Annotated in this window: 21 protein-coding genes; 9 read left to right on the forward strand and 12 right to left on the reverse strand. The window is 71.5% G+C overall.

Annotated elements, in window-relative coordinates; translation table 11 throughout:
- The first annotated feature begins 104 nt into the window (after positions 1-104).
- From ACWCSU_RS03635 to ACWCSU_RS03645, 3 genes are all read left to right on the forward strand, one after another.
- The gene (locus ACWCSU_RS03635; RefSeq protein ID WP_449933338.1) at positions 105-977 is read left to right on the forward strand and encodes a sugar kinase; all 873 of its coding nucleotides are present in this window, start codon (positions 105-107) and stop codon (positions 975-977) included.
- A 191-nt stretch (positions 978-1168) separates the two neighbouring features.
- Entirely contained in the window at positions 1169-2158 is a 990-nt protein-coding gene (locus ACWCSU_RS03640) for a LacI family DNA-binding transcriptional regulator (RefSeq protein ID WP_449933340.1), read from the forward strand.
- Positions 2159-2228: 70 nt separating this feature from the next.
- Positions 2229-2864, forward strand: a complete 636-nt coding sequence (locus tag ACWCSU_RS03645; protein ID WP_357694931.1) for a tetratricopeptide repeat protein — start codon at positions 2229-2231, stop codon at positions 2862-2864.
- Positions 2865-2908: 44 nt separating this feature from the next.
- Here ACWCSU_RS03645 and ACWCSU_RS03650 read toward each other — a convergent pair whose 3' ends face one another.
- Genes ACWCSU_RS03650 through ACWCSU_RS03675 form a run of 6 tightly spaced genes read right to left on the reverse strand, consistent with a single transcriptional unit; the run spans position 2909 to position 9253 of the window.
- Positions 2909-3820, reverse strand: a complete 912-nt coding sequence (locus tag ACWCSU_RS03650) for a phosphotransferase (protein WP_449933343.1) — start codon at positions 3818-3820, stop codon at positions 2909-2911.
- Positions 3807-4802: a LacI family DNA-binding transcriptional regulator gene (locus ACWCSU_RS03655; RefSeq protein ID WP_357694935.1), complete on the reverse strand. Its 996-nt coding sequence runs from the start codon at positions 4800-4802 to the stop codon at positions 3807-3809. Before ACWCSU_RS03655 ends, ACWCSU_RS03650 begins: the two co-directional genes overlap by 14 nt.
- Before the next feature lie 32 nt (positions 4803-4834).
- Positions 4835-6205, reverse strand: a complete 1371-nt coding sequence (locus ACWCSU_RS03660; protein ID WP_449933345.1) for a GH1 family beta-glucosidase — start codon at positions 6203-6205, stop codon at positions 4835-4837.
- Positions 6202-7005 carry a carbohydrate ABC transporter permease gene (locus ACWCSU_RS03665; RefSeq protein ID WP_357694939.1) on the reverse strand — a complete coding sequence of 268 codons (804 nt, stop codon included), beginning with the start codon at positions 7003-7005 and terminating at the stop codon, positions 6202-6204. The genes ACWCSU_RS03660 and ACWCSU_RS03665 overlap by 4 nt, the downstream gene beginning before the upstream one ends.
- Complete coding sequence (locus ACWCSU_RS03670) at positions 7002-7961, reverse strand: carbohydrate ABC transporter permease (protein ID WP_357694941.1); 960 nt, start codon at positions 7959-7961, stop codon at positions 7002-7004. The genes ACWCSU_RS03665 and ACWCSU_RS03670 overlap by 4 nt, the downstream gene beginning before the upstream one ends.
- On the reverse strand, positions 7958-9253 hold the full coding sequence (locus ACWCSU_RS03675; protein ID WP_449933348.1) for an ABC transporter substrate-binding protein: 1296 nt from the start codon (positions 9251-9253) through the stop codon (positions 7958-7960). The genes ACWCSU_RS03670 and ACWCSU_RS03675 overlap by 4 nt, the downstream gene beginning before the upstream one ends.
- Before the next feature lie 187 nt (positions 9254-9440).
- On the opposite strand from ACWCSU_RS03675, the gene ACWCSU_RS03680 reads away from it, so the two are divergent.
- Positions 9441-10403 carry an alpha/beta fold hydrolase gene (locus ACWCSU_RS03680; RefSeq protein ID WP_449933350.1) on the forward strand — a complete coding sequence of 321 codons (963 nt, stop codon included), beginning with the start codon at positions 9441-9443 and terminating at the stop codon, positions 10401-10403.
- Here the strand turns inward: ACWCSU_RS03680 and ACWCSU_RS03685 are convergent.
- Both ACWCSU_RS03685 and ACWCSU_RS03690 read right to left on the reverse strand, forming a co-directional pair.
- Entirely contained in the window at positions 10387-11283 is an 897-nt protein-coding gene (locus ACWCSU_RS03685; RefSeq protein WP_357694947.1) for a serine/threonine-protein kinase, read from the reverse strand. The two genes, ACWCSU_RS03680 and ACWCSU_RS03685, sit on opposite strands and share 17 nt — an antisense overlap.
- A 38-nt stretch (positions 11284-11321) precedes the next feature.
- Positions 11322-13148, reverse strand: a complete 1827-nt coding sequence (locus ACWCSU_RS03690; protein WP_449933352.1) for an HsdM family class I SAM-dependent methyltransferase — start codon at positions 13146-13148, stop codon at positions 11322-11324.
- Positions 13149-13224: 76 nt separating this feature from the next.
- On the opposite strand from ACWCSU_RS03690, the gene ACWCSU_RS03695 reads away from it, so the two are divergent.
- Positions 13225-13995: a PP2C family protein-serine/threonine phosphatase gene (locus tag ACWCSU_RS03695; protein ID WP_357694950.1), complete on the forward strand. Its 771-nt coding sequence runs from the start codon at positions 13225-13227 to the stop codon at positions 13993-13995.
- 122 nt (positions 13996-14117) lie between these two features.
- Positions 14118-15077, forward strand: coding sequence for a CHAP domain-containing protein (locus tag ACWCSU_RS03700; protein ID WP_449933354.1), 960 nt, complete (start codon positions 14118-14120; stop codon positions 15075-15077).
- 59 nt (positions 15078-15136) lie between these two features.
- On the opposite strand, the gene ACWCSU_RS03705 is transcribed toward ACWCSU_RS03700, so the two are convergent.
- On the reverse strand, positions 15137-16189 hold the full coding sequence (locus ACWCSU_RS03705) for a glucose 1-dehydrogenase (RefSeq protein ID WP_449933356.1): 1053 nt from the start codon (positions 16187-16189) through the stop codon (positions 15137-15139).
- 127 nt (positions 16190-16316) lie between these two features.
- On the opposite strand from ACWCSU_RS03705, the gene icmF reads away from it, so the two are divergent.
- Both icmF and tpx read left to right on the forward strand, forming a co-directional pair.
- Positions 16317-19523 (forward strand): fused isobutyryl-CoA mutase/GTPase IcmF, encoded by a 3207-nt coding sequence (gene icmF, locus ACWCSU_RS03710; RefSeq protein WP_364089179.1) that lies wholly within the window; start codon positions 16317-16319, stop codon positions 19521-19523.
- 145 nt (positions 19524-19668) lie between these two features.
- A complete protein-coding gene (gene tpx / locus ACWCSU_RS03715) occupies positions 19669-20169 on the forward strand; it encodes a thiol peroxidase (protein WP_357694957.1) in 501 nt (166 codons plus the stop codon).
- Positions 20170-20202: 33 nt separating this feature from the next.
- Here tpx and ACWCSU_RS03720 read toward each other — a convergent pair whose 3' ends face one another.
- Positions 20203-21102, reverse strand: coding sequence for a TIGR03619 family F420-dependent LLM class oxidoreductase (locus ACWCSU_RS03720; RefSeq protein WP_449933359.1), 900 nt, complete (start codon positions 21100-21102; stop codon positions 20203-20205).
- 9 nt (positions 21103-21111) lie between these two features.
- A complete protein-coding gene (locus ACWCSU_RS03725; RefSeq protein WP_449933361.1) occupies positions 21112-21918 on the reverse strand; it encodes an SAM-dependent methyltransferase in 807 nt (268 codons plus the stop codon).
- 142 nt (positions 21919-22060) lie between these two features.
- On the opposite strand from ACWCSU_RS03725, the gene ACWCSU_RS03730 reads away from it, so the two are divergent.
- Positions 22061-22786: a helical backbone metal receptor gene (locus ACWCSU_RS03730; RefSeq protein ID WP_449933363.1), complete on the forward strand. Its 726-nt coding sequence runs from the start codon at positions 22061-22063 to the stop codon at positions 22784-22786.
- Here the strand turns inward: ACWCSU_RS03730 and ACWCSU_RS03735 are convergent, their stop codons facing one another.
- Positions 22787-23935 carry an ROK family transcriptional regulator gene (locus tag ACWCSU_RS03735; RefSeq protein ID WP_449933365.1) on the reverse strand — a complete coding sequence of 383 codons (1149 nt, stop codon included), beginning with the start codon at positions 23933-23935 and terminating at the stop codon, positions 22787-22789.
- Position 23936 lies beyond the last annotated feature (1 nt).

A 23936-nucleotide genomic window follows, 5' to 3' on the forward strand; every position in this document is an offset into this window, starting at 1 on the left:
GAAAAAGGTTCGCTAAAGATACAGAAAATATTTGATCACGGTCCTAACCAGGACTTATGCAAAAAAATCATTCAGCACCGCCGTGACCAACTACAGTCTGGCCCATGACAGACGTCTACGCGCTGGGCGAGCCGCTCGGCGTCGTCTCCAGCGGCCGGGTGCGGCACGAGAACGATGCCAGGCTGGACGTCTGCGGTCCCGAGTTCACCCTGGTCATCGCCCTGTCCAGGCTGGGTCACCGCTGCGCGTACGCCGGCCGGGTGGGGGACGACGAGCTGGGCGCCAGGGCGCTGACCGTGCTCAAGGGCGAGGGCGTGGACGTCGGGGACGTGCGGGTGGTCGAAGGGGTGCGTACCGGGATGGTGCTCAGGGAGGTGCGCGTCGGCCGCGAGCCGGTGACGGCCCAGTACCGCACCCGTTCGGCCGGGTCGCGGCTGTCGCCTGGCAACGTGCCGGTGGACCGGGTGGGCGCGGCGAAGATGCTGCACGTGACCGGCGTCACGGCGGCCCTGGGCATGGACGCGCTCGACGCCGTGCACGCCGCCATGAGCGCGGCGCGGACGGCCGGCGTCATGATCTCCTTCTCCGTCGACTACGTGCCCGAGCTGTGGCCCTCCGTCCGGGAGGCCGAGGAGGTGCTCGGCGAGCTGGCCTGCCGCTCCCACCTGCTCTTCCTCGCCCAGGACGAGCTGGACCTGGTCAAACCCGCCCTCACCCCCGAGCGCGAGGTCGTCGTCAACCGGGGTGCGAAGGGCGCCAGCGTGCGCGCCGACCGCATGCGTTACGACGTGACCGTCCCGCAGGTTCCCGTGGTGGACATGGCGGGCTCGGGCGAGGCGTTCGCGGCCGGCTACATCAGCGCCGCGCTCGACGGTCTGACCCCGCAGGAGCGGTTGCAGCGAGGCGCGCTGCTGGGCGCGGCGGCGATGACGAGCGTGAGCGACTGGCAGGGTTTGCCGACCAGGGCGGAGCTGTGACGCAGAATTTCGCAACGGCTTGACGTGATTGCGCAAACATTTGACGGGCAATTGTCGTGCGGCACCCCGCATTTCGTCCGGCCGATACGCCGAAATTGCCGGGAAGGCCGTCCTGGGCGGGAGTGGGATCGCCGGGCGCGGGCTACGTAAGTGATCGCAAGCGCTTGCGTGGGAGGCCGTATAGTTTGCCCATGACGCGACGACTCGCAGAGGTGGCGAAGAAGGTCGGGGTGAGCGAGGCGACGGTCAGCCGCGTGCTCAACGGCAAGCCGGGTGTGTCCGATGCCACGCGCGAGGCCGTGCTGACCGCGCTCGACGTGCTCGGCTATGAGCGTCCCACCCAGTTGCGCGGCGACCGCGCCCGCCTGGTCGGCCTGGTGCTCCCCGAGCTGCAGAACCCGATCTTCCCCGCCTTCGCGGAGGTCGTCGGCGGCGCCCTGGCCCAGCAGGGCTTCACCTCGGTGCTGTGCACCCGCACGGTCGGCGGCGTCTCCGAGGCCGACTACGTCGACTTGTTGCTCCAGCAGCAGGTCAGCGGCGTGGTCTTCGCCGGCGGCCTCTACGCCCAGGCCGACGCCTCGCACGACCACTACGAGCTGCTGCACGAGCGCAAGCTGCCGACCGTCCTGGTCAACGCGGCCGTCGAGCGGCTGGGCTTCCCGCAGGTCTCCTGCGACGACGTGGTGGCCGCCGAGATGGCCCTGTCCCACCTGCGCGCGCTCGGCCACGAACGCGTCGGCATGGTGCTCGGCCCGAAGGACCACATGCCCTCCCGGCGCAAGCTGGAGACGTTCGAGGCCGGGGGCGGCGACCCGCGGCTCGTCGAGCACACGATGTTCTCCCTGGAAGGCGGGCACGCGGCCGCGGCCCGGCTGGTCAGGCAGGGGGTGACCGGCGTGATCTGCGCCAGCGACCTGCTCGCGCTCGGCACCGTCCGGGCGGCCAGGCGGGCCGGGCTCACCGTGCCGGGGGACGTCTCGGTCATCGGCTTCGACGACTCGGCGCTGATGAACTGCACCGAGCCGCCGCTGACCACGGTCCGCCAGCCGATCGACGCGATGGGCCGGGCCGCCGTCGACCTGCTGGTGGCGCAGATCGACAAGGCGGTCGTGCCCGCCGACGAGCTGCTGTTCGAGCCGGAGCTGGTGGTCAGGGCCTCGACGGCGCGGGCGCGCGGCTGACCGCTCCCGCGCTAGGCATATGCCCCGGATGTCGTTGTCTGCTGCGTCGGCCTCCATTAGGTTCGGGCAAATGTGGATCGAGCGGGCCCAGGAGCTCTACGAGCGTGGGATCTACGCCGGGGACGACGCGGCGCTCGCGACGTCCGACCGCGAGCTGGACGCGGTCGAGGCGGCGTTGTGCCTGGCCAGAGGCCGGGTCCTGCACGGGCGCGTGCTGCAAGGGGATGAGGCGGACCCGCGCGAGCTGCCGCTGTTCCAGCGGGCCACGACCCTGTTCAGGGCGCTCGGCGACCGGCGCGGGGAGGGCGAGGCGGCCTTCTGGGAGGGCTGCTTCCACCAGGTCGTCGAAGGCGACCTCGACCGGGCCGTTCCCCTGTTCGAGCGCGCCGGGGAGCTGGCCGCGGAGACGGGCGACCTCGCCACGCTCGCGGAGGTGCTCAGGCACCAGGGGATCGTCGCCCACCGGGCCGGGCGGCTCGACGAGGCGCGCGAGAGGCTGACGGAGTCGTCGCGGCTGCGGCGGGAGCTCGGGCATCCGGCGGGGGTCGCGTCCAACCAGGTCGGACTGATCCGCATCGCCGTCGCCCAGGGACGTCACGCCGAGGCGCTGGCGCTGGCCGACGAGGCCCGCGCGCTGGCCGAGTCGTGCGGCGCCGGCCGCATCGCCGCCCACGTCGAGGAGGCCCGCGCCATCATCCCCGCCTGACCACGCCCGGACCCGCCCCGGCCCCGCGGAGGGCGTGGTGCCGGTCAGCGGGTGCGGCGGGTGGGGTCGCGCAGCCATCCGTCGAGGGTGGCGCGGGCGGCGGCCCGCTCCTCGGGGAAGCGCAGCGCCCTGACCAGCGTCCACAGGACGGCCTGCAAGGTCCGCGCCTCCGTGAACACCGCCAGGGCCGGATCGTCGGGATCGGCGCCGTAGGCCCGCACGGCGGCGCGCCCGTCGAGCCGGACGGTCCTCAGCAGGCAGGCCAGGTCCCAGCCCGCGGGCGCGGACATGGTCTCCTCGAAGTCGTTCCACAGCGGGCCGCCGGGCGTGACCAGCAGGTTGCCCGGATGCGCGTCGCCGTGCACGGCCTGACCCCCGTCGGGCAGCCGGGCGGCCAGCCCGTCGCGGGCCTCGGCGAGCCGGGCCAGCACGTCCGGCTCCAGCTCGCCGGAGAGCAGCCCGAGCAGGTGCCGGGGCTCGTCGAGGACGGGCCCGAGGCGCGGCAGCGCGCCTGGAAAGCCGCGCAGCTCCTCGTGCAGCTCGCGCAGCGCCCGCCCGAACGCCTCGGGCGTCACCGCAGACCCGTCGTGCTCGACGTGTTCGGCGTGTTCGACGTACTGCCAGTACGACACCGGCGTCCCGCCGTGCTCGTGCACCCGCGCGGGCAGCAGGTCGCTCGGCGGCACGACCGGCGCCCCGCGCCCGTGCAGGAACGACACGACCGCCAGCTCCCGCCGCATCGCCTCCTCGGGCCGGAGCCGGGCCAGGGCGGTGACCGTGGGCACCCGCGCCACGACCGGCGCCGGCCGCAGGTGGATTCGGAGGTTGTAGGAGTCCGTCAGCACGACGGGCTCGCGCACCGTGATGCCGTGCTCCTCGGCCACCGCGACGGCGGCGGCCACGGCCTCGCCCGCGGAGATCGCCCGCGCGGCCCCGGCACGCTCAGGCCGACTCACGGACCACCAGCTCGGTCGGCAGGATCACCGGTTCCCGCGAGCCGCCCTCGAACAGCCCGAGCAGCAGCCGGACCATGGCCGCCGCCTGCTCGGCGATCGGATGCCGCAGCGTGGTCAGCGGCGGCTCGGTGTACTTGGCCGCCTCGATGTCGTCGAACCCCACCACCGCCACGTCGTCGGGCACCCGCCGCCCGGCCTGGCGCAACGCCTGGAGCGCACCGACGGCCATCAGGTCGTTGCCCACGAACACGGCGTCGAGCGCGGGGTCGTCGCCGAGGAGCTGGCGCATCGCGATCGCGCCCGACTCCCTGGTGAAGTCGCCCACGGCCACGATCGAGCGGCGGTCGGAGTCGCGCAGCACGTTGCGGTAGCCGGTCAGGCGGTCCTGGCCGGCGATCATGTCCTGCGGGCCGGCGATCGTGGCGATCCTGCGCCGCCCGGACTCGACCAGGTGCCGCACCCCCGCCTCGGCCCCGCCCACGTTGTCGTTGTCGACGAACGGGATGTCCACCGGCACGGCCGGCCGCCCGTACGAGACCACGGGGACGCGCAGCCGCGACAACGCGGACGGCAGCGGGTCGGCGCCGTGCATGGAGATCAGCATGACGCCGTCGACGTGGCCGCCCGAGATGTACCGCTCCACCCGGGCGTGGCTCTTGGGCGAGGAGGCCAGCATCAGCACGACCTGCTTGTTGACCGCCTCCAGCTCGTAGCTGGCCGACCTGATCGCCGTGGAGAACATCGGGTCCTCGGAGAAGACCCGGGTGCCCGGCTCGCTGACGACCAGGGCGATCGAGTCGGTGCGCTGGGTGACCAGGCTGCGCGCCGCCGAGTTGGGGATGTAGCCCAGCTCGTCGATCGCGCGCTGCACGGCGTCGCGGATGTGCGGCGCGACGGTCGTCTGGTTGTTGACGACCCTGGAGGCGGTCGCGCGGGAGACGCCCGCGCGGGCGGCGACCGCCTCCAGCGTCGGGCGTCTCATGACTGCACCAAGAGGGAGAGCACGGAAAAAATCTACAGGCCGTTCCTGCTGATCACGTCGCGGTACCACAGGGCGCTGTCCTTGGGCACCCGGGTCTGCGTCGCGTAGTCCACGTGCACGATGCCGAACCTGCGCCGGTAGCCCTCGGCCCACTCGAAGTTGTCGAGCAACGACCACACCAGGTATCCGCGCAGGTCGGCGCCCGCCTCGACGGCCCGGTGCACCTCGCGCAGATGCCCGTCCAGGTACGCCACGCGCTCGTCGTCGTGCACCCGCCCGTCCTCGACGCGGTCGTCGAAGGCTGCGCCGTTCTCGGTGACCATGAGCCCGACCTGCGGATAGTCCTTCGAGAGCCGGACGAGCAGCCGGGACAGGCCGTCGGGCACGATCGGCCAGCCCATCGCGGTGACCGGCGCGTCCGCCGTGGTGAAGCGCACGTCCTCCGAGCCCGGCCAGGCGGCGTCGGCGGGCAGCCCCGGGCCCGACTCGACCACGCACGGGTTGTAGTAGTTGACGCCGACCAGGTCGATCGGCGCGTTGATCAGCTCCAGGTCGCCGTCCTGGACGTGCGCGGTCCCGCCGTTGCGCGCCGCCGCCGCGAGGACCTCCTCCGGGTACGTGCCGTACACCGCCGGGTCGAGGAACTGCCTGGTCAGCAGGGCGTGGACGCGTTCTGCGGCGGCCGCGTCCGCCTCGCCGGCGACCGCCGCGGGGTCGTTGACCTGGGCCGGCGTGAGCACCGGCGCGGAGTTGACCACGAGCATGATGCTGCGCGCCCCGGCCGCCCGCAGCCGGCGCGCCGCCAGGCCGTGGCCGAGCATGAGGTGGTGGGCGGCGCGCATGGCCTCGCCGGGGTCGCGGCGGCCGGGGGCGTGGACGCCGTTGCCGTAGCCGAGGAAGGCCGACACCCAGGGCTCGTTGAGCGTCGTCCAGTGGGTCACCCGGTCGCCGAGCCGGTCGTGCACGGCCTGGGCGTAGTCGGCGAAGCGGTAGGCCGTGTCGCGGTCCGTCCAGCCGCCGTGGGCTTCGAGGGCTTGGGGGAGGTCCCAGTGGTAGAGGGTGACATAAGGCGAAATTTCGGCGGCTAGTAGTTCATCTACGAGTTTGTCGTAGAAGGCCAGGCCGCGCGGGTTGATCGGCCCCCTGCCGTCCGGCTGGACGCGCGGCCAGGCCACCGAGAACCGGTAGGCCCGCAGCCGCAGCTCGCGCATCAGTGCGACGTCGTCCTTGTACCGGTGGTAGTGGTCGCAGGCCATGTCGCCGGTGTCGCCGCCGGCCACTTTCCCGGGGGTGTGGGAGAAGGTGTCCCAGATCGACTGGCCCCGCCCGTCCTCCTTGACCGCCCCCTCGATCTGGTAGGACGCCGTGGCGGCTCCCCAGACGAATTCCTCGGGAAACTTCATCCCTTAACAGCTCCTTGCATGATTCCACCGATGATTTGCCTGCCGAACAGGGCGAAGACCGCCACGAGCGGCAGGACGCCGACCGCCGTGCCCGCCAGGCCCAGCACGTAGTCGTTGACGTATCCGCTGGCCAGCGTGGACAGGGCCACCTGGACGGTGGGGTTGTCCGGGTTCAGCACGACCAGCGGCCAGAAGTAGTCGTTCCAGGCCGACATGAACGTCAGCATGCCCAGCACGGCCGCCGCCGGCCGCGCGGCGGGCAGCACGACGTGCCAGAACAGGCCCCACGTCGTGCAGCCGTCCACCCGCCCGGCCTCCAGCAGCTCGTCGGGCAGCGCCCGGGTGAGGTACTGGGTCATGAAGAACACCCCGAACGCGTTGACCAGCGCCGGCACGATCAGCGCGTAGTCCGTGCCGGTCCACTCCAGCTTCACCATGAGCAGGTAGAGCGGGATGATGCCGAGCTGGGCCGGGACCATCATGGTGGCCACGGTGATCACCAGCATGGCGTTCCTGCCCCGGAACCGCAGCTTGGCGAAGGCGAACCCGGCCAGCGTCGAGAAGAACATCACCGCGACCGCGATCGAGCCCGCCACGATGACCGAGTTCAGCAGCGCCAGCCCGAAGGGCACGGTGTCGAACACGCGGGAGACGTTGGCCAGGAAGTTCCCGCCGGGCAGCAGCGGCGGCGGGACCTCGGCCAGCGCCGAGTTGTGCCGCGAGGCCACCACCACGCTGTAGTAGAGCGGGAAGGCGGAGAAGAAGGCGACCGCGATGAGGGTCAGGTAGCGCAGTCTCATGTCGTGCCGCCCTTCACCCGGCGGCTGATCAGGAAGTTGATCCCGGCGACGGCCACCACGACCAGGAACATCAGCCAGGACGCCGCCGAGGCGTACCCGAAGTCGAACTTGGTGAAGCCCTGCTCGTAGACGAACAGCGCGAGCGTCTGGTACTGGCGGTCCGGGCCGCCGCTGGCCGCGCCGCCGCCCGCGCCGCTGCTCTGGCCGAACAGCAGCGGCTCGGCGATGATCTGCATCGCGCCGATCGTGGAGACGATGACGACGAAGATGATCGTGGGCCGGATCATCGGGATGGTGATCCGGCGGAGCTGGGTGAAGCTGCTCGCGCCGTCGAGGGTGGCGGCCTCGTACAGCTCGCGCGGCACGGCCTGCATGGCGGCCAGGAAGATGAGCGCGTTGTAGCCGGTCCAGCGCCACATGATCATCACGGAGAGCGCGATGTGCGAGGTCGCGGTGCCGGCCGCCCAGTCGATGTTCCCGATGCCGAACCACGACAGCACCCAGTTGATCAGCCCGAAGTCGCGGCCGAAGAGCTGACTGAAGATCACCACCACGGCCACCACGCTGGTGACGTTGGGCAGCAGCATCGAGATGCGCAGCAGCGTCTGGAAGCGCAGCCGCCGGTTCAGCAGATGGGCCAGCCAGACGGCCAGCAGGAGCTGCGGCACGGTGGACAGCACGCCGATGGACAGCGTGTTGAACGTGGCGTTCCAGAAGTAGCCGTCGGCCAGCAGCGTCTGGAAGTTCTTCGCGCCGACGAAGGTGTGCTCCTCCGACAGCAGGGTCCAGTCGTGCAGGCTGACCCAGGCCGTGTAGATGAGCGGGAACAGCCCGAAGGCGCAGAACAGCAGGAAGAAGGGGGCGACGTAGGCGTACGGCGACACCCTCACGTCGAGGGTGTGCCGGACGCTACGCCGCCGGCGCCGGGTCGGCACCGACAGCGGGAGCGTGCTCATCTGATCTTCTGGACGTCCTGGAGAACCTGCGCCCACGCCTCTTCCGGCGTCTGCTTGCCCTGCTCGACCCGGCCGAGCCCGTTACCGATCGCCACCCGGACGTCGGCCTCCTTCGGGCCGAGGTGCTGCGGCTTGAGCGCCTTGGCGGCGTCGGAGTAGATCTTGCCGATGGGGGCGTCGCCGAAGAACGGCTTGGTGAAGTTCTGGATCGAGGGGTCGTCGTACAGCGCCGGGATCGACGGGAACGTGCCCTCCTCCTTGAACACCTTGGCCTGGTTCTCCTTGGAGGTCAGGAAGTCGATCAGCTCGGCCGCCTCCTTCGGGTGCTTGCTCTGCTTGGGCACCATCAGGTGGGAGCCGCCGCTGTTGCCCGAACCGCCCGGCACGGTCGCGATGTCCCACTTGCCGGAGGCGTCCTTGGCCTGCTCCTGGATGAACCCGGTCATCCAGGCCGGACAGATGATCGTGGCGAACGAGCCCTTGGCGAAACCGGTGTTCCACGGCGGGGTGAAGGCGGCCAGCTTGGCGGTCAGGCCCTCCTGGGTGAGCTGGTTGGACAGGTCCCACGCCTTCTTCACGTCGGGGTTGCTGTCCACGATGATCTTGTCCTGGGCGTCGTACAGGCCGACGGGGGCCTGGTTGACCATCGCGCGGAAGATCTCGCCGGGGGAGTCGACGAACTTGGCGTCGGCGACCTTCGCGGCGCCGAACTTCTTGCCGGTCTCGATGTACTGCTCCCAGGTGGGCCAGAGAGCGCTCACTTCGGCTCGTCCGCTCGGCAGCCCGGCCTTCTTGAACAGGTCCTTGCGGTAGCACATGGCCAGGCCGCCGACGTCGGTGCCGAGGCCGAGGAGCTGCTGCCCGTCCTTGCTGAGGCCCTGTTGCCACTTCCAGTCGAGGTAGTCGCCCTGGCGCTTGTCGAGCCCGTACTGCTTGAGGTCGACGAACTTGCCGGGCTGGGAGGTGAACGTGCTGATGTAGCCCACCTCGACGGCCTCGACGTCACCCGCGCCGGCGTTCGTGGCCAGGCGCTTGACCAGGTTGTTGTGGTGGTCGTTGAACTGGGTGACGGCCTCCACGACCTCGATGTTCGGGTGGGTCTTCTTGTATTCCTCGTAGAGCGGTTTGAAGCCGAAGTCCCCGAAGAGGCCGACGGACAGCTTGATCTTCTCGCCGGGCTTGGCGCTCGCCTCCGTGGCGGGGCTTCCGCCGCCGCTGCCGCAGGCCGTCGCCAGCGCGAGCAGGGACGCGGTGAGCACAGGCACGGCGAGCCGCCGGATACGAGGGGTCATGGAAACCCTCCTGGGTAGAACGGGGGATGTGAGAGAGCGCTCTCTCGCCAGATTCGCGGCCCCTGTGCCGCCCTGTCAACGGGGTCTGCATAACGATCGGTGTTACCAGGAGAGCGCGTTCAGGGCGGCCTGGAGGTGTGGGGTAGGGTGCTGCAACGTCTCCGACCGGACCGAGGAGCAGCCCGCCTTGACGAGCGACCTTCCGCCCGAGACCCTGCCGGTTCCGCTCCCGGGCGCGACCGTCACGCCCGTCGTCAGCCGGCTCGACGACGAGCACGACGCGGTCACGTTCCGGTGGCACGGCCCCGCCGGCGAGGTGCGCGTCCTGGCCGGCAGGCTGCGTCCCGACGGCGCCGACGCCCTGCTGGAGCTCGGGCCGGACCTGTGGAGCCGCACCTTCCGCGTGCGGCGCGGCTGGCGCGCCTCCTACCACCTCCAGGTGGACGGCGCGCAGGTCGCCGACCCGCTCAACCCCCGCCGGTGGCGCGGTTTCTCGATCGCCGAGACGACCCCGTCGTCACCGTGGCTGGTCCCCGGCCGGCGCCGTCACGAGCTCGTCCGCGAGCCCGCCGGGTTCCGGTACGAGCCCGCGCTCCCGCCGGTCGCCTCGCTGGTCGCGCTCGACGGCGAGGAGTGGACCGAGGACCTGCCCGTCGTCCTCGACAACCTCATCGCGGCCGGCCGCATCCCGCCGGTCCGGGCCTGGCTGGTCGAGTCGGGCCCCGACCGCGTGGCCCGGCTCACCTGCGATCCCGGCTTCGTGGACGCGCTGCCCCACGACGGCTTCACCGTGATCGCCGGTCAGAGCCTCGGCGGGCTCACCGCCGTCTACGCCGCCCACCGGCATCCCGACAGGTTCGCCGCGGCGGTGTCGCAGTCGGGCTCGTTCTGGTGGCCGGACGGCCCCGAGCCCGAATGGCTGACGGGCGAGCTGGCCAGGGGCCCGGTGCCACGCGTGCACCTCCAGCTCGGCAGCCTGGAGGACGACGCCATGCACGGCCCGACCGAACGGCTGCGAGCCGTCCTCGGCGCGGCGGCGGACTACCGGGAGTTCGCGGGCGGTCACGACCGCTACTGCTGGCGCGACCGCCTGGGGGACGCCCTGATCGCCGCCTTCGCCGGATTCCGGGGCCCTACGACCGGGGGCTGAGCACGCGGCCCACCATGCGGGCGTACATGCGGCCGGGGCTCGGCGCCTCGGTCAGGAAGCCGGGCAGCATCGGCAGCCCGACGGCGAAGGGGGCCAGCCGCTCGTACAGCTCGTCGGCGTCGGCGGGACGGTTCTCCGGCTGCTTCTCCAGCAGCTCGGCCAGGAGCGCGCCCAGCTTGTCGGGAAGGCCGGGGATGGCCGGCGGACGCTCCTTGACCTGCTGCTCGAACACCACGTAGTCGGTCGGCCCGGTGAACAGCTGCCGCCCGGTCAGCATCTCGTGCAGGACGCAGCCGAGCGAGTACAGGTCGCTGCGCGGCTCGGCCACACCGTGCTGGATCTGCTCGGGAGCCATGTACGCCGGCGTGCCGAGGATCTGGCCGATCCGGGTGAACGTGGTGACGTCGGCGTCCCGCAGCAGCGCGAGCCCGAAGTCGAGCACCTTGACGCTGCCGTCGGGGCAGAGCATGAGGTTGGTCGGCTTGAGGTCGCGGTGGCAGATCGCCAGGGCGTGGGCCGCCGACAGCACCGCGCACGCCTGGGCCGCGATGGCCGCCGCCCACGGCACCGGCAGCGGGCCGTGCTCGCTGACCACGTCGGCCACCGTGACGCCCTCGATGAACTGCATGACCTGGTAGAGCCGCTGCTCGTGGGTGCCGAAGTCGTACAGCACGGGCGCGCCCGGATGCTCCAGCCTGGCCAGGATGCGCGCCTCGCGGATGAACCGGCGTTCCAGCTCGTGGTCGGGGCCGCTCGGCAGCCTGAGCAGCTTCACCGCGACCCTGCGATCGAGGTGGCGGTCGTGGCCCGCGTAGACCGCGCCCATCCCGCCCTGCCCGAGGGGGAGGTCGTCGAGCTCATAGCGGTCGCCGATGACCATTCGCCCCTCCACGCAGCCTTTCGGGAAAAACTACACCGTCAGGACTGCGGGTGCAGATGGCCGTCGGCCAGCCCGTCGAGGCCGAGCCTGATCAGGGTACGGCCCAGCGTCGAGGTCTCGCGCAGCGCGTCCTCCAGCACGGCCAGTTGCCTGAACGCCTCCCCGTACGCCTTCTGCTCCTTCAGCGACAGCCTGGGCACGCGGGTGCGGCGCACGTCGAACCTGCTGGAGCCGGTGGTCACCCGGCCGCCCGCGGCCCGCAGGAACCCGGCCAGGAAGTCGGGATCGAGCCTGCGGGCGTCGACCCGGTAGAGGGTCAGGTGGGGGCCGAGCACCGCGCCGCCGTCGGCGATCACCCGCACCCCCGAGTAGGAGGCCACCACGTCGCCGGGACGGATCACGATCAGGCCCGGCTGCATGCCGGTCAGGCCGGAGGGCGCGCCGCCGGTCAGCACGTCGTCGGCCGTGAGCACGGCCACGTCGCCGCCGTCGGCGGCCATCTTGGGCGGCGCCTGCGACGTGCTCACCAGCCCCTCCTTGATCAGGTCGCCCAGCGTCGTGGACGGCTGGTCGAGCGGCTGGTCAAGCACCTTCAGGTCGGGCGGGACGGCGGCGGCGGCGAGGAAGCGGTCGCGCGCCTGCGCGAAGGCCCGGCCCACGTCGTCGCGGCGCTGGTGGCGGGCCGGGGTCATGTCGACCTCGTCGGCCAGCAGGTCGATGATCCGCACGGTCTGGTCGGAGCGGTCGTCGAGGTAGGCCAGCCAGGCGGGCTCGACCGGCGACAGGTCGGCCGTCGCGTCGAGGATGAGCACCTCCGACGGCGGCCGCTCGCCCGCCCTCGGCCGGCGCAGCAGCCACAGGTCGGAGCCCGGCAGCGCCACCACCGCGCGCAACGCTCCGGCGCGCAGCAGGTTGGCCCTGATCCGGCGGCCCGCCTTGCGGCTCGCGGCGGCCGGCGGCATGAGCACCGCGACCAGGCCGCCGGGCCTGACGTGGGTGAGGCAGTGCTGGACCCAGGCCAGCTCGGGCTCGCCGCGCGGCGGCAGGCCGTGCTCCCAGCGTGGGTCGCCGGTCAGCTCCTCGTAACCCCAGGCCCGCTCGTTGAACGGCGGATCGCACACCACGGCGTCGGCCTTGACCTCGGGGAAGCCGTCCAGCCGCATGGAGTCGCCGGCCACGATGTCGGCCTGGATGCCGCGCAGCCGCAGGCGGGCCGCGGTGATGGCGGCCGAGGTCTCGCTGAGCTCCTGCCCGAGGACGCGGGCGGGGCCGCCCCGGCCCGCGGGCGGGTCGCCGTCGGCGGGCGCGGGGTCGCCGGGAACGGCTTCGGCGCGTTCCGGCACGGCGGACGGCGGCAGGAGCAGGGTGCCGACCCCGCAGGCGGGATCGAGGACGGTGGCGCCGTCGGCCCGGACGAGCCGCAGCATCAGCTCGGCCACGTCGTCGCGGGTGACCGAGAGCTGGCGGGAGTGGGCCTCCAGGTAACGCTCGCAGAGGAACTCGTAGGCCGTCAGCGGGTCGTGCCGCTCGGCCAGCTCCGTCACGAGCCCGGCCAGCTCGGGCTCCAGCTCGCTCTCTCCGCTGGTCAGCAACGTTCCAGCCTGGGCGACCAGATGGCCCAGCCGCAGATCGCCGGCGGCTTTCAGGCGTTGCCACACCCGATCTGCCAGCGAGACCTGGTAGGACTTCCCATAGCGGCGCAGCCAGGACTCGACCTGCCGCAGCGAGAACAGCGGCTGGTTCGCGGTTCCGCCGACCGGTTGGGGGAAGTCGTCGTGGCGGCGGCGCCAGTTGCTCACCGCGGCACGCCCGACACCGGCGAGCCGGGCGATGTCCCCGGCGTTCACGGTCGGGTCGTGGCTCATGAAACCCACAGTAGTTCACAAGAGTCTTCAGCGCATCTGCTTGTGAAGTCTTTCAACCAATGATTTACTGCTGGGTATGAAGCACAACATCCGCTATGCCGCCGGATCAGACGTGGGCCGCCGCAGGGAGCAGAACGAGGACTCCGGCTATGCGAGTGGCCGGTTGCTCGTGGTTGCCGACGGCATGGGCGGGCACGCGGCCGGCGAGCTGGCGAGCTCGGCGGCGATCGCCGTCATGCGCGAGCTGGATGCCACGCTTCCCGAGACCGGCTCCGACCTGGAGGCGGCCCTGGAGGGCGCCGTGCACGAGGCGGCCCGCAGGCTGGTCGAGCTGGCCGACATCGACCCGGCCCGCCGGGGGATGGGAACCACGGTCACCGCCCTGCTGTGGGACGGCTACCGGTTCGCCCTTGCTCATCTCGGTGACTCCCGCGGATACCTGCTTCGTGATGGCGCGCTCTATCAGATGACCAAGGATCACACACTTGTGCAGTCGATGGTGGACGAAGGGCGGATAACGGAGGATCAGGCCGCCGTACATCCCCGGCGGTCCATGGTGCTGCGCGTCCTGGGCAGCGAGGGCAGGGCCGAGCCGGACATGGCGCTGCGCGAGGCCGAGCCTGATGATCGCTACCTCCTCTGCTCCGACGGGCTCACGACCGTGCTCGGGCCCGAGGTCCTGCACGAGGTGTTGACCACGGTGGCAGACCCGGCGGCCGCCGTCCAGCGGCTCATCGACCTGGCGAACGAGGGCGGCTCGCCCGACAACGTCACCGTGATCGTGGCCGACGTGGTGGCGCCGGGCGCGGGTGAGGTGAGCGTCTACCGCGTGGGCGCGGGGGCCTGACGGGCGATACCGCTCGTCACAGCAGTCACATGCGTCCCAATGCCGAAATTTGGGCCCATTGATAGACACTTTCTGAATGATTCGAGCAAATTCGCGATGGCGCTACTACAGTCCATCGTGATTTGTCGGTTTTTCGGGGAGGAGTCACCCTGGACCCGATCGCGGACGCGCTGCTGAAGCAGGTACGGCAGGAAGTCGGCTACAAGGAGAAGAGCGGCCAGAGCACCAAGTTCGGCCAGTGGTACGCGGATCGCGTCCAGGACACCCAATACCGCAACGCCCCCTGGTGTGACATGTTCATCGCCTGGGCAGCCGACAGAACCGGCCTCAGTCCGTACGTCGGGCAGTTCGCCTGGACGCCGTCCCACGCGGCCTGGTTCATCAAGCAGAAGGCCTGGGCGCAGCGGCCCGAGCCCGGCGCTCTGGTCTTCTACGACTGGAGCGGCGGCAAGAGCTACAAGGGCGTCGACCACGTCGGGATCGTGGAACGGGTCGAGGGCAAGAAGATCCACACCATCGAGGCCAACGTCGACCGTGTCTGGCTCAAGCGCAAGGTCAGGGACACCGACAAGGTCGTCGGCTACGGGCTTCCCCGGCTGGTCAAGGCCGGGGCCGACCAGGCGGCCGAGATCCGGTCGACCGAGCGTCCGTTCGTGCCCGCGCCGCGCACGGAGGTGGGGCGGTCCTCGCCTCTGGACGTCCTGGGGACGCCGCCCGCGCTGCTGGTCGCGATGGTGCTGGTGACCGTCGTGCTCTCCTTACGCGTGACGGGCCGCCGCCGCGGCACCCACCGCCGCTTCGGCTGGCCCCGCCCCTGGAACGCGCCAGAAGACCGCAGCGCCGGCCGCCCCGGCCTGGACGACCGCCGTACCGTTGATGGCCCACGTGCCGCGCGCATCGGGGATGGCGAGGACTGGGCGCCTCGCGTGACCGTCCTCGCGCCCGATCAGGCGCCGCAGGACGCCTCCCGCATCCGCGTGGGCACCACCCCGCCCCGGCAGCGGGTCGCGGCGGGCGCGGGACGCCCGGCGGCCGGCCGCACCCCCACCACCCGCCGCAAGCCCTACACCCCCAAGGACTGACCTCCCCGGGGACGGGCCCCTCCCAGGGGCGCAACCGTCGGGGCCGCCCTCGAAGTGGGTCAGGTGGTGAGGTCGAGGGTCACCTTGACGTCGCCCGGGTGGTGGACGAAGGCGTCCTTGGCCTGGCTGAGGGGGACGCGGCGGGTGATCAGGCGTTCGAGCCAGGTCCGGTCCGCCTGGGCCAGGGCGGTCGCGGCGTCCCGGAAGTGGCGGAGGTTGGCGTTGACCGTGCCGAAGATCGCGTCGTTCTCCAGGACGATGTCCCGGTTGATCTCGCTCACGTCCAGCCGGTGGGTGCGCCCGCCCGCAGCCAGCCCGGCCAGGCAGACGATCCCGGCCGCGGACGTGCAGGTCATGGACTCCATGACGAGCTGCCCCACCCCGGTCCCCTCGATGATGATGTCCGGTTTGGCGTTGGCGAAGGCGTCCAGGCTGCTGCCCACGTGGTACGTCGCCCCCAGGTCGGCCACCAGCGCGGGCTTGGCCCCGCCCGCCGTCCGGTCCAGGACGTGCACCTCCAGCCCCCGCTGCCGTCCCAGCAGCGCCGCCAGCAGCCCGATCGGCCCCGCGCCGGTCACCAGCACCGTGCGCGGCTCGAACCAGGCGCGCGAGCCGATCCGCTCGATGTGCTCCCACGCCTTGGCCACCACGGACGTCGGCTCGACGAGCATGCCCACGCTCTCCAGCGAGGGGTCGAGGCGCACGGCGTACCCGGCCTCGATGGTCCACCGCTCACCGGCGTAGCCGTCGATCTCCTTGATGCCGCGTTCGGTGTAGCGGCCGTTGCGGCACATGTCGAACTCGCCGCGCGCGCAGGCGCCGCACGGTTCGGGGTCGGGACGGCGTACCACGCCCACGACCAGGTCGCCGGGGGAGAAGGCGGACCCGTCGGGGACCTGGAGCACCCGGCCGAGCGACTCATGGCCGATGATCATGCGGCTACGGCCGGGCGGCGCCCAGCCGTACTCGCCGTCCGCCAGTTCCCGGTCGGTCCCGCAGACCCCCAGGGCCAGCCCCTGGACGAGCAGCTCCCCTGGGCCCGGTTCCGGATCGGGCACCTCTTCCACCTCAAGCGTCCCCGGCCGGCCCGGCTCGAATGTCAACGCGCGCATCGGCGTCACCCCCTGGGGCAGTCCTTACCCAGACCGGAAGGAGCTACGAGGACGTCCTACTATCGAAATAGTTGGACGTCCTAGTATCTTTCGCAGGAGGGGTCCCCTCACAAAGGAGTGATCAGGCGTGCACGTTCCGGCGTACCCTGTCCGTTTCGTGACCGCCGCGGCGCTGTTCGACGGCCATGACGCGGCGATCAACATCATGCGGCGCATCCTCCAGACGCAGGGGGCAGAGGTGATCCACCTCGGCCACAACCGGTCCGTGGACGAGATCGTCACGGCCGCCCTCCAGGAGGACGTCCAGGGCGTGGCCATCAGCTCCTACCAGGGCGGCCACGTGGAGTTCTTCACCTACCTGGTCGAGCTGCTGCGCGAGCGCGGCGCGGGCCACGTGAAGGTGTACGGCGGCGGTGGCGGCGTGATCGTCCCCGAGGAGATCGAGCTGCTGCACGAGCGGGGCGTCACGCGCATCTTCTCGCCGGAGGACGGCCAGCGGTACGGCCTGCCCGGCATGATCAACAAGCTGATCGAGGAGTGCGACCACGAGCTCGGCGACCCGCCGCCCCTGGAGGCCGTGCTCTCGGGCGACCAGGCGGCGCTGGCCCGCGCGATCACCTTCATGGAGTCCGGACGCGCCTCGGCCGAGCTGGTCGAGGGGCTGAAGGCCGCGGTGGCCGTCCAGGAGCGCCCGGCGCGCGTGCTCGGCATCACCGGGACGGGCGGTTCGGGCAAGTCGTCGCTCACCGACGAGCTGGTCCGCCGCTTCCGGGTGGACAACGACGACAAGCTGCGCATCGCCATCCTCGCCATCGACCCGACCCGCCGGCGCGGCGGCGGCGCGCTGCTCGGCGACCGCATCAGGATGAACAGCCTGGGCCCCCAGACGTACTTCCGCTCGCTGGCCACCCGCGGGGCCGCCAACGAGGTCCCGGCCTGCCTCGACGACGTGGTCACCGCCTGCCGCGCGGCCGGCTACGACCTGGTGATCGTGGAGACCCCGGGCATCGGCCAGGGCGACGCCGGCATCGTCCCGCACGTGGACGTGCCCATCTACGTCATGACCCCCGAGTTCGGCGCCGCCTCCCAGCTGGAGAAGATCGACATGCTCGACTTCGCCGAGGCCGTCGTCATCAACAAGTACGAGCGCCGCGGCGCCGAGGACGCCCTGCGCGACGTACGCCGCCAGCTCGTGCGCAACCGGGAGGCGTTCGGTCAGTCGCCTGAGGACATGCCGGTCTTCGGCACGATCGCCGCCCGCTACAACGACGCCGGCGTCACCGCCCTCTACCAGCACCTCAAGGGCCTGCTGCTGGAGGACGTCGGGCCGGGGCTGCTGCCCGTCGTGACCGAGCGCACCTCCAAGGCGGCCGCGGCGATCGTCCCGCCCGCCAGGGCCCGCTACCTGGCCGACATCGCCGAGTCCGTCCGGACCTACCACGCCGAGACGCTGGCCCAGGCGGAGGTCGCGCGCCGCCGTCAGCAGCTCGCCGCCGTACAGGAGCTCCTGGGCGGCGAGGACGCCCGGCTGGCCGGGCTCGCCGAGCAGGCCGAGGGGGAGCTGAGCGAGGAGAGCCGCCGCCTGCTCGACGGCTGGCCCGCGGTCAAGGAGGCGTACAGCAGCGACGAGCTGGTCGTGAAGATCCGCGACCGGGAGATCCACACTCCGCTCTGGCGCGAGACGCTGTCCGGCAATCGCATCCCGCGGGTGGCCCTGCCGCGCTTCAGCGACCACGGTGACCTGCTGAGGTTCCTGCGCTCGGAGAACCTGCCGGGGTCGTTCCCGTTCACCGCCGGGGTGTTCCCGTTCAAGCGCGACGACGAGGACCCGACCAGGATGTTCGCCGGGGAGGGCGACCCGTTCCGCACCAACCGGCGCTTCAAGCTCCTGTCGGAGGGCCAGCCCGCGACCCGGCTGTCCACGGCCTTCGACTCGGTCACCCTGTACGGCCACGACCCCGACCTGCGTCCCGACATCTACGGAAAGGTCGGGACCTCGGGGGTGTCCATCGCCACGCTCGACGACATGAAGGTGCTCTACGACGGGTTCGACCTGGCGGCGCCCAACACGTCGGTGTCCATGACGATCAACGGCCCGGCGCCCACCATCCTGGCCTTCTTCCTCAACGCCGCGATCGACCAGGCCCTCGACCGCTTCCGCGCCGAGCAGGGCCGCGAGCCCGGCGAGCAGGAGGCCCGCGACCTGCGCGCCCGTACGCTGGCCACGGTCAGGGGCACGGTCCAGGCCGACATCCTGAAGGAGGACCAGGGGCAGAACACCTGCATCTTCTCCACCGAGTTCTCGTTGCGGATGATGGCCGACATCCAGGAATGGTTCATCCAGAACGCGGTCAGGAACTTCTACTCGGTCTCGATCTCCGGCTACCACATCGCCGAGGCGGGGGCCAACCCGATCAGCCAGCTCGCGTTCACGCTGGCCAACGGGTTCACGTACGTGGAGGCGTACCTGGCCAGGGGGATGCGGGTCGACGACTTCGCGCCGAACCTGTCGTTCTTCTTCTCCAACGGCATGGACCCCGAGTACAGCGTGCTCGGACGGGTGGCGCGCCGGATCTGGGCGGTCGCCATGCGCGAGCGTTACGGCGCGGGTGAGCGCTCGCAGAAGCTCAAGTACCACATCCAGACCTCGGGCCGGTCGCTGCACGCGCAGGAGATGTCCTTCAACGACATCCGCACGACCCTCCAGGCCCTGATCGCCATCTACGACAACTGCAACAGCCTGCACACCAACGCCTTCGACGAGGCCGTCACCACCCCGTCGGCCGACTCGGTGCGCCGCGCGATGGCGATCCAGCTCATCATCAACCGCGAGTGGGGCCTGGCCAGGAACGAGAACCCGTTGCAGGGCTCGTTCATCATCGACGAGCTGACCGACCTGGTCGAGGAGGCGGTGCTGGCCGAGTTCGAGCGGCTGTCGGACCGCGGCGGCGTGCTCGGCGCGATGGAGACCGGTTACCAGCGCGGCAAGATCCAGGACGAGTCGATGCTGTACGAGATGCGCAAGCACGACGGCTCCCTGCCGATCATCGGCGTCAACACCTTCCGCAACCCCGGCGCCGAGCAGTCCGACCCGCACAAGCTGGAGCTGGCCAGGGGCACCGAGGAGGAGAAGCGCTCGCAGCTCGACCGCCTGCGCGACTTCCACGAGCGCAACCGGGCACAGGCGCCCGCGGAGCTGTCGCGGCTGCGCGAGGTCGCGATGTCCGACGGCAACGCGTTCGCGGTGCTGATGGACGCGGCCCGGGTCTGCTCGCTCGGGCAGATCACCGACGCCCTGTTCGAGGCGGGCGGCCAGTACCGGCGCAACGTCTAGCGATCACGCGCGGCCGGTACCGGTGATGCGCGGGCCCGGTACCGGCGTGACGTCGAGCGGTGCGTGGCGCCGGGCCGGGCTGCCTGGCGGGGGAGATCGCGCCGCTAGGATCGCGGTCGGGGAACATCGCTATCAGGAGGCTTTCATGTCCGACGTCACTTTCAAGGGCAACCCGATCACCGTGGGCGGCGCCTTCCCGAAGCCCGGCGACGCCGCGCCCGCCTTCACGCTGGTCGGCACCGACCTGTCCGACCGCACGCTGGCCGACTTCGCCGGCAAGACCAAGGTGCTCAACATCTTCCCGAGCGTCGACACCGGCGTCTGCGCGGCCTCGGTGCGCCGCTTCAACCAGGTCGCGTCCGAGCACCCCGACGCGGTCGTGCTCTGTGTCTCGGCCGACCTGCCCTTCGCCCAGAACCGGTTCTGCGGCGCCGAGGGCCTCGACAAGGTGACCATGCTGTCGCTCATGCGCGGGCGTGAGTTCCTCACGGACTACGGCGTGGCCCAGGAGTCCGGCCCGCTGGCCGGCCTGGCCGCGCGCGCGGTCGTCGTGCTCGACGCCGACGACAACGTGGTCTACTCCGAGCTGGTGCCCGAGATCACCCAGGAGCCCGACTACGAGGGCGCGCTCTCCGCGCTCAAGTAGCCGACGCTCAGGCAGCCGGCCGTGGCCCCGGGTTCAGGCGGCGCGAAGGCGCTCGCCGAACTCGGCGGCCAGCTCCAGCAGGTGGTCGACGTCGGCGGCGGTGTGCTGGAGGTCCAGGATGACCTCGTGGACCCCGGCTTCCGCCGCCTGCGACAGGTACGCCGCGATCTCGGCGACCGTGCCGCTCCTCGGCGGGCTGCCGTCGGCGGTGACGACCGGGTTGGAGCGCAGGATCATGCGCAGGGCGTCCGGGTCGCGTCCGGCCTGCTCGGCGCTCTTCCTGACCGTCTTCCACATCGCGAGGAGCGCGGGGATCGGCAGCGCGGCCGTCAGCCAGCCGTCGCCCCTGCGCCCGATCCTGGCCAGCGCCTCCGGGGCGAACCCGGCCAGCAGCAGCGGCGGGCGGCGGGCCGGCTTGGGGTCGATGTGGCTGGGCGCGATCGTCCACAGCTCGTGCTCGAACGTCACGGGGTCCTCGCCCCAGATCGCCTCCAGGGCGTCGAGGGTGGCGTCGTAGCGTTCGGCCCGGCCCTTCCAGGGCACGCCCACGGCGGCGTACTCGTCGGAGGACCAGCCCAGGCCGAGGCCCGCGGCCAGGCGCCCGCCGCTCAGGTGGTCGATCGTGGTGAGCGAGCGGGCCAGTACCGGCGGGGGATACCAGCAGGCGTTGAGCGCGCTGGTCCCCAGCCGCACGGACGACGTCACGGACGCGGCCACCGCCAGCACCGCGAACGGGTCGAGGAACACCCGATGGGCCTCGGGCACGCTGCCGTCGCCGCCGGGGTAGCGGTCCCTGGGGCGCAGCGGCGTCAGCAGCCGGTCGCCCGCCCACAGGGCGGCGAACCCCATCGCCTCTGCCTCGCGGGCCACCCGGGTCACGGCGGGCAGCGCGGCGAACCTGCCGTACTGCGGGACGGCGAGGCCGAGGTCCATGGGCGCGTCCTAGACCTTCCTGGCGACGCCGCACACGATGAGCGACGACTCCGGACGGTCCATGAAGTCGATCGTGTCCGTCTGGTCGGGATGCCACTCGGGCAGCCACACCAGGCCGGGCTCCAGCAGCTCGAAACCCTCGAACAGCTCCCTGATCCGGGCCCGGCTGCGCAGCGCCAGCCGCGAGGTGGCGTTGCGGTAGACCTCGGTGCCCGTGCTGACCGCGTCGGGACGGGCGTCGCTGGTGCCGTGGGACATGACCAGGTAACTACCCGGGGCCATGACCTCACGCAACGTCTTCAGGATCCCCTCGGGATCGTCGGACTCCTCGATGAAGTGCATGATCGCCACCAGCAGCACGGCGACCGGCCGGCTGAAGTCGATGGCCCGCAGCACCTCGGGGTCGCGCAGGATGTCGCCCGGATTGCGCAGGTCGCCCTCGACCACCGTGGTGTCGTCGCCGTGGCCGGTGAGCAGCGCCCTGGCGTGCACCAGCACCACGGGGTCACGGTCGACGTAGACGACGCGGGAGCCCGGCGCGATCTTGGCGGCCACCTCGTGCACGTTCCCCTGGGTCGGCAGCCCCGTGCCGATGTCGAGGAACTGCCTGATCCCGGCCTCGGCGAGGTGGCGTACGGCGCGGCCGAGGAAGGCGCGGTTGGCCCGCGCCGCCGCCCGTACCTCGGGCGCCACCGTGAGGATCCGCTCGGCCGCCTCCCGATCGACCGGGAAGTGATCCTTGCCGCCGAGGTAGTAGTCGTAGAGCCGTGCCACGTTCGGCGTGTTCGGATCGAAATCCGATGCCTCGTGCTCCAACCGTCGAGCCCCCGATCACAGAGTTTTAACGATCTTTACCGGGATTCTACGGATCTATACCGACATAAGAGTGGTGCTACGCATATTTCAGGAAAACGCAACCTAAGGTGGTGCCGTGGTCCACGATGACACAGGGGTGCCTGTGAAGGTACCCCGCGACGTCCGGCGGATCGTGTCGCTGGTGCCGTCGCTGACCGAGTCCGTGGCGGCGACCGTCCCGGAGGCGCTGGTCGGGGCGACGGACTGGTGCACGCACCCGGCCGGCCTGGACGTCGCCAGGGTCAGGGGCACCAAGAACCCCGATCTCGACGCCGTGCTCCGCCTGCGACCGGACGTCGTCCTGGCCAACGTCGAGGAGAACCGCGCGCCCGACGTCGAGGCCCTGCGCGAGGCGGGCGTCGCGGTCTGGGTGACCAGGATCGAGACGCTGGAGCAGGCGTTCGCCTCGCTGGAGCGCATGTTCGCGCACGCCTGCCGTACGGACCGCCCGGCCTGGCTGGAAACCGCCCGCGAGGCGTGGGGCGCCCCCGCGCCCGGCCCGCGCCGCACCGCGATCGTCCCGATCTGGCGCCGCCCCTGGATGGTCGTGGGCCGCGACACCTTCACCGGGGACGTGCTGCGGCACCTCGGCGTGGACAACCTGTACGCCGGCCACGCCGACCGCTACCCCAAGATCCCGCTGCCCAAGCTGACCGGCAACCGCCCCGACCTGGTCGTACTGCCCGACGAGCCCTACGCCTTCAGCGCGGACGACGGCCCCGAGGCGTTCCCCGGCCTGCCCTGCGCGCTGGTCAGCGGCCGCCTGCTGACCTGGTACGGCCCCTCGCTCACCGAGGCCGCCACCATCCTGCCCGCCGCCCTGGCCTGATCACCCGACGGCGGCGGCCAGCGCGCCGTCGACGGCCGCGGGCGAGAGCACGTGCTCCATGACGATCACCGCCATGCCGGTGATCCCGGCCCGGTCGCCGAGCCGGCTGGGGACGATCTCCAGGTTGCGCGTCGTGTACGGCAGGCTCCGCCGGTAGACGACCTCCCTGATCCCGGTCAGGTAGTGCTCCCGCGTCTGCGCCATGTCCCCGGCCAGCACCAGCACGCCGGGGTTGAGCAGGCTGACCGCGGTGGCCAGCACCACGCCCAGCGTGCGGCCCGCCTCCTGGGTGCGCGCGATGGCCGCCGGGTCGCCGGCCTGCACCAGGCGCACGACGTCGCGGCTGGTCTCCTGGCCGAGGTCGGCCGCGAGGGCGTGCCCGCTGGCCAGGGAGGCCACGCAGCCGCGGGAGCCGCAGGTGCACACCCGGTCGTCGGTCTCCCGGATGCGGACGTGCCCGATGTTCCCGGCGGCCTCCTCGACGCCCCGGTAGATCTGCCCGTCGAGGACGATGCCGGTGCCGATGCCGGTGGACACCTTCACCAGGATCAGCGAGTCCGTCTCCCGCCAGGACGACCACCACTCGCCGAGCGCCATCGCGTTGGCGTCGTTCTCCACCAGGATGGGCACGTCGTACGTGCGCCCGATCGCCTCCCTGATCGGATGGTCGTCCCAGCCCGGCATCAGGAACGACCTGATCATCCGCCCGCTGGTGTGGTCGACCGAGCCGGGCAGATCGAGCCCGATGCCGCACACCTCGCTCGCCGGCCGTCCGGCCCGGTCCAGCATGCGCTGGAACGCCTCGCACACCCACGTCAGCACGGCCTCGGGCCCGCGGTCGATGCGCATCTCGGCGCGTTCCTCGGCCAACGGCCGGGCGGCGAGGTCGGTGAGGGCCACCCTGGCGTGGGTGGCGCCCAGGTCGGCCACGAGCACCAGCCGCCGGGCGGCGTCGACGTCGAGCACGGAGGGCGGCCGGCCACCGCCCGAGGCGCCGACGCCGGACTCGTGCAGGTAGCCGGCGGCGATGAGCCGGTCGACCCGGTCGGTGATGGTCGACCGGGACAGGCCGGTGAACTCGATCAGCTCTTTGCGGGTACGGCAGGAGCCATCGCGGACGAGCTGGAGGACCTGCCCTGCCGTCAGCATG

It is taken from the genome of Nonomuraea sp. NPDC001699, assembly GCF_053596455.1.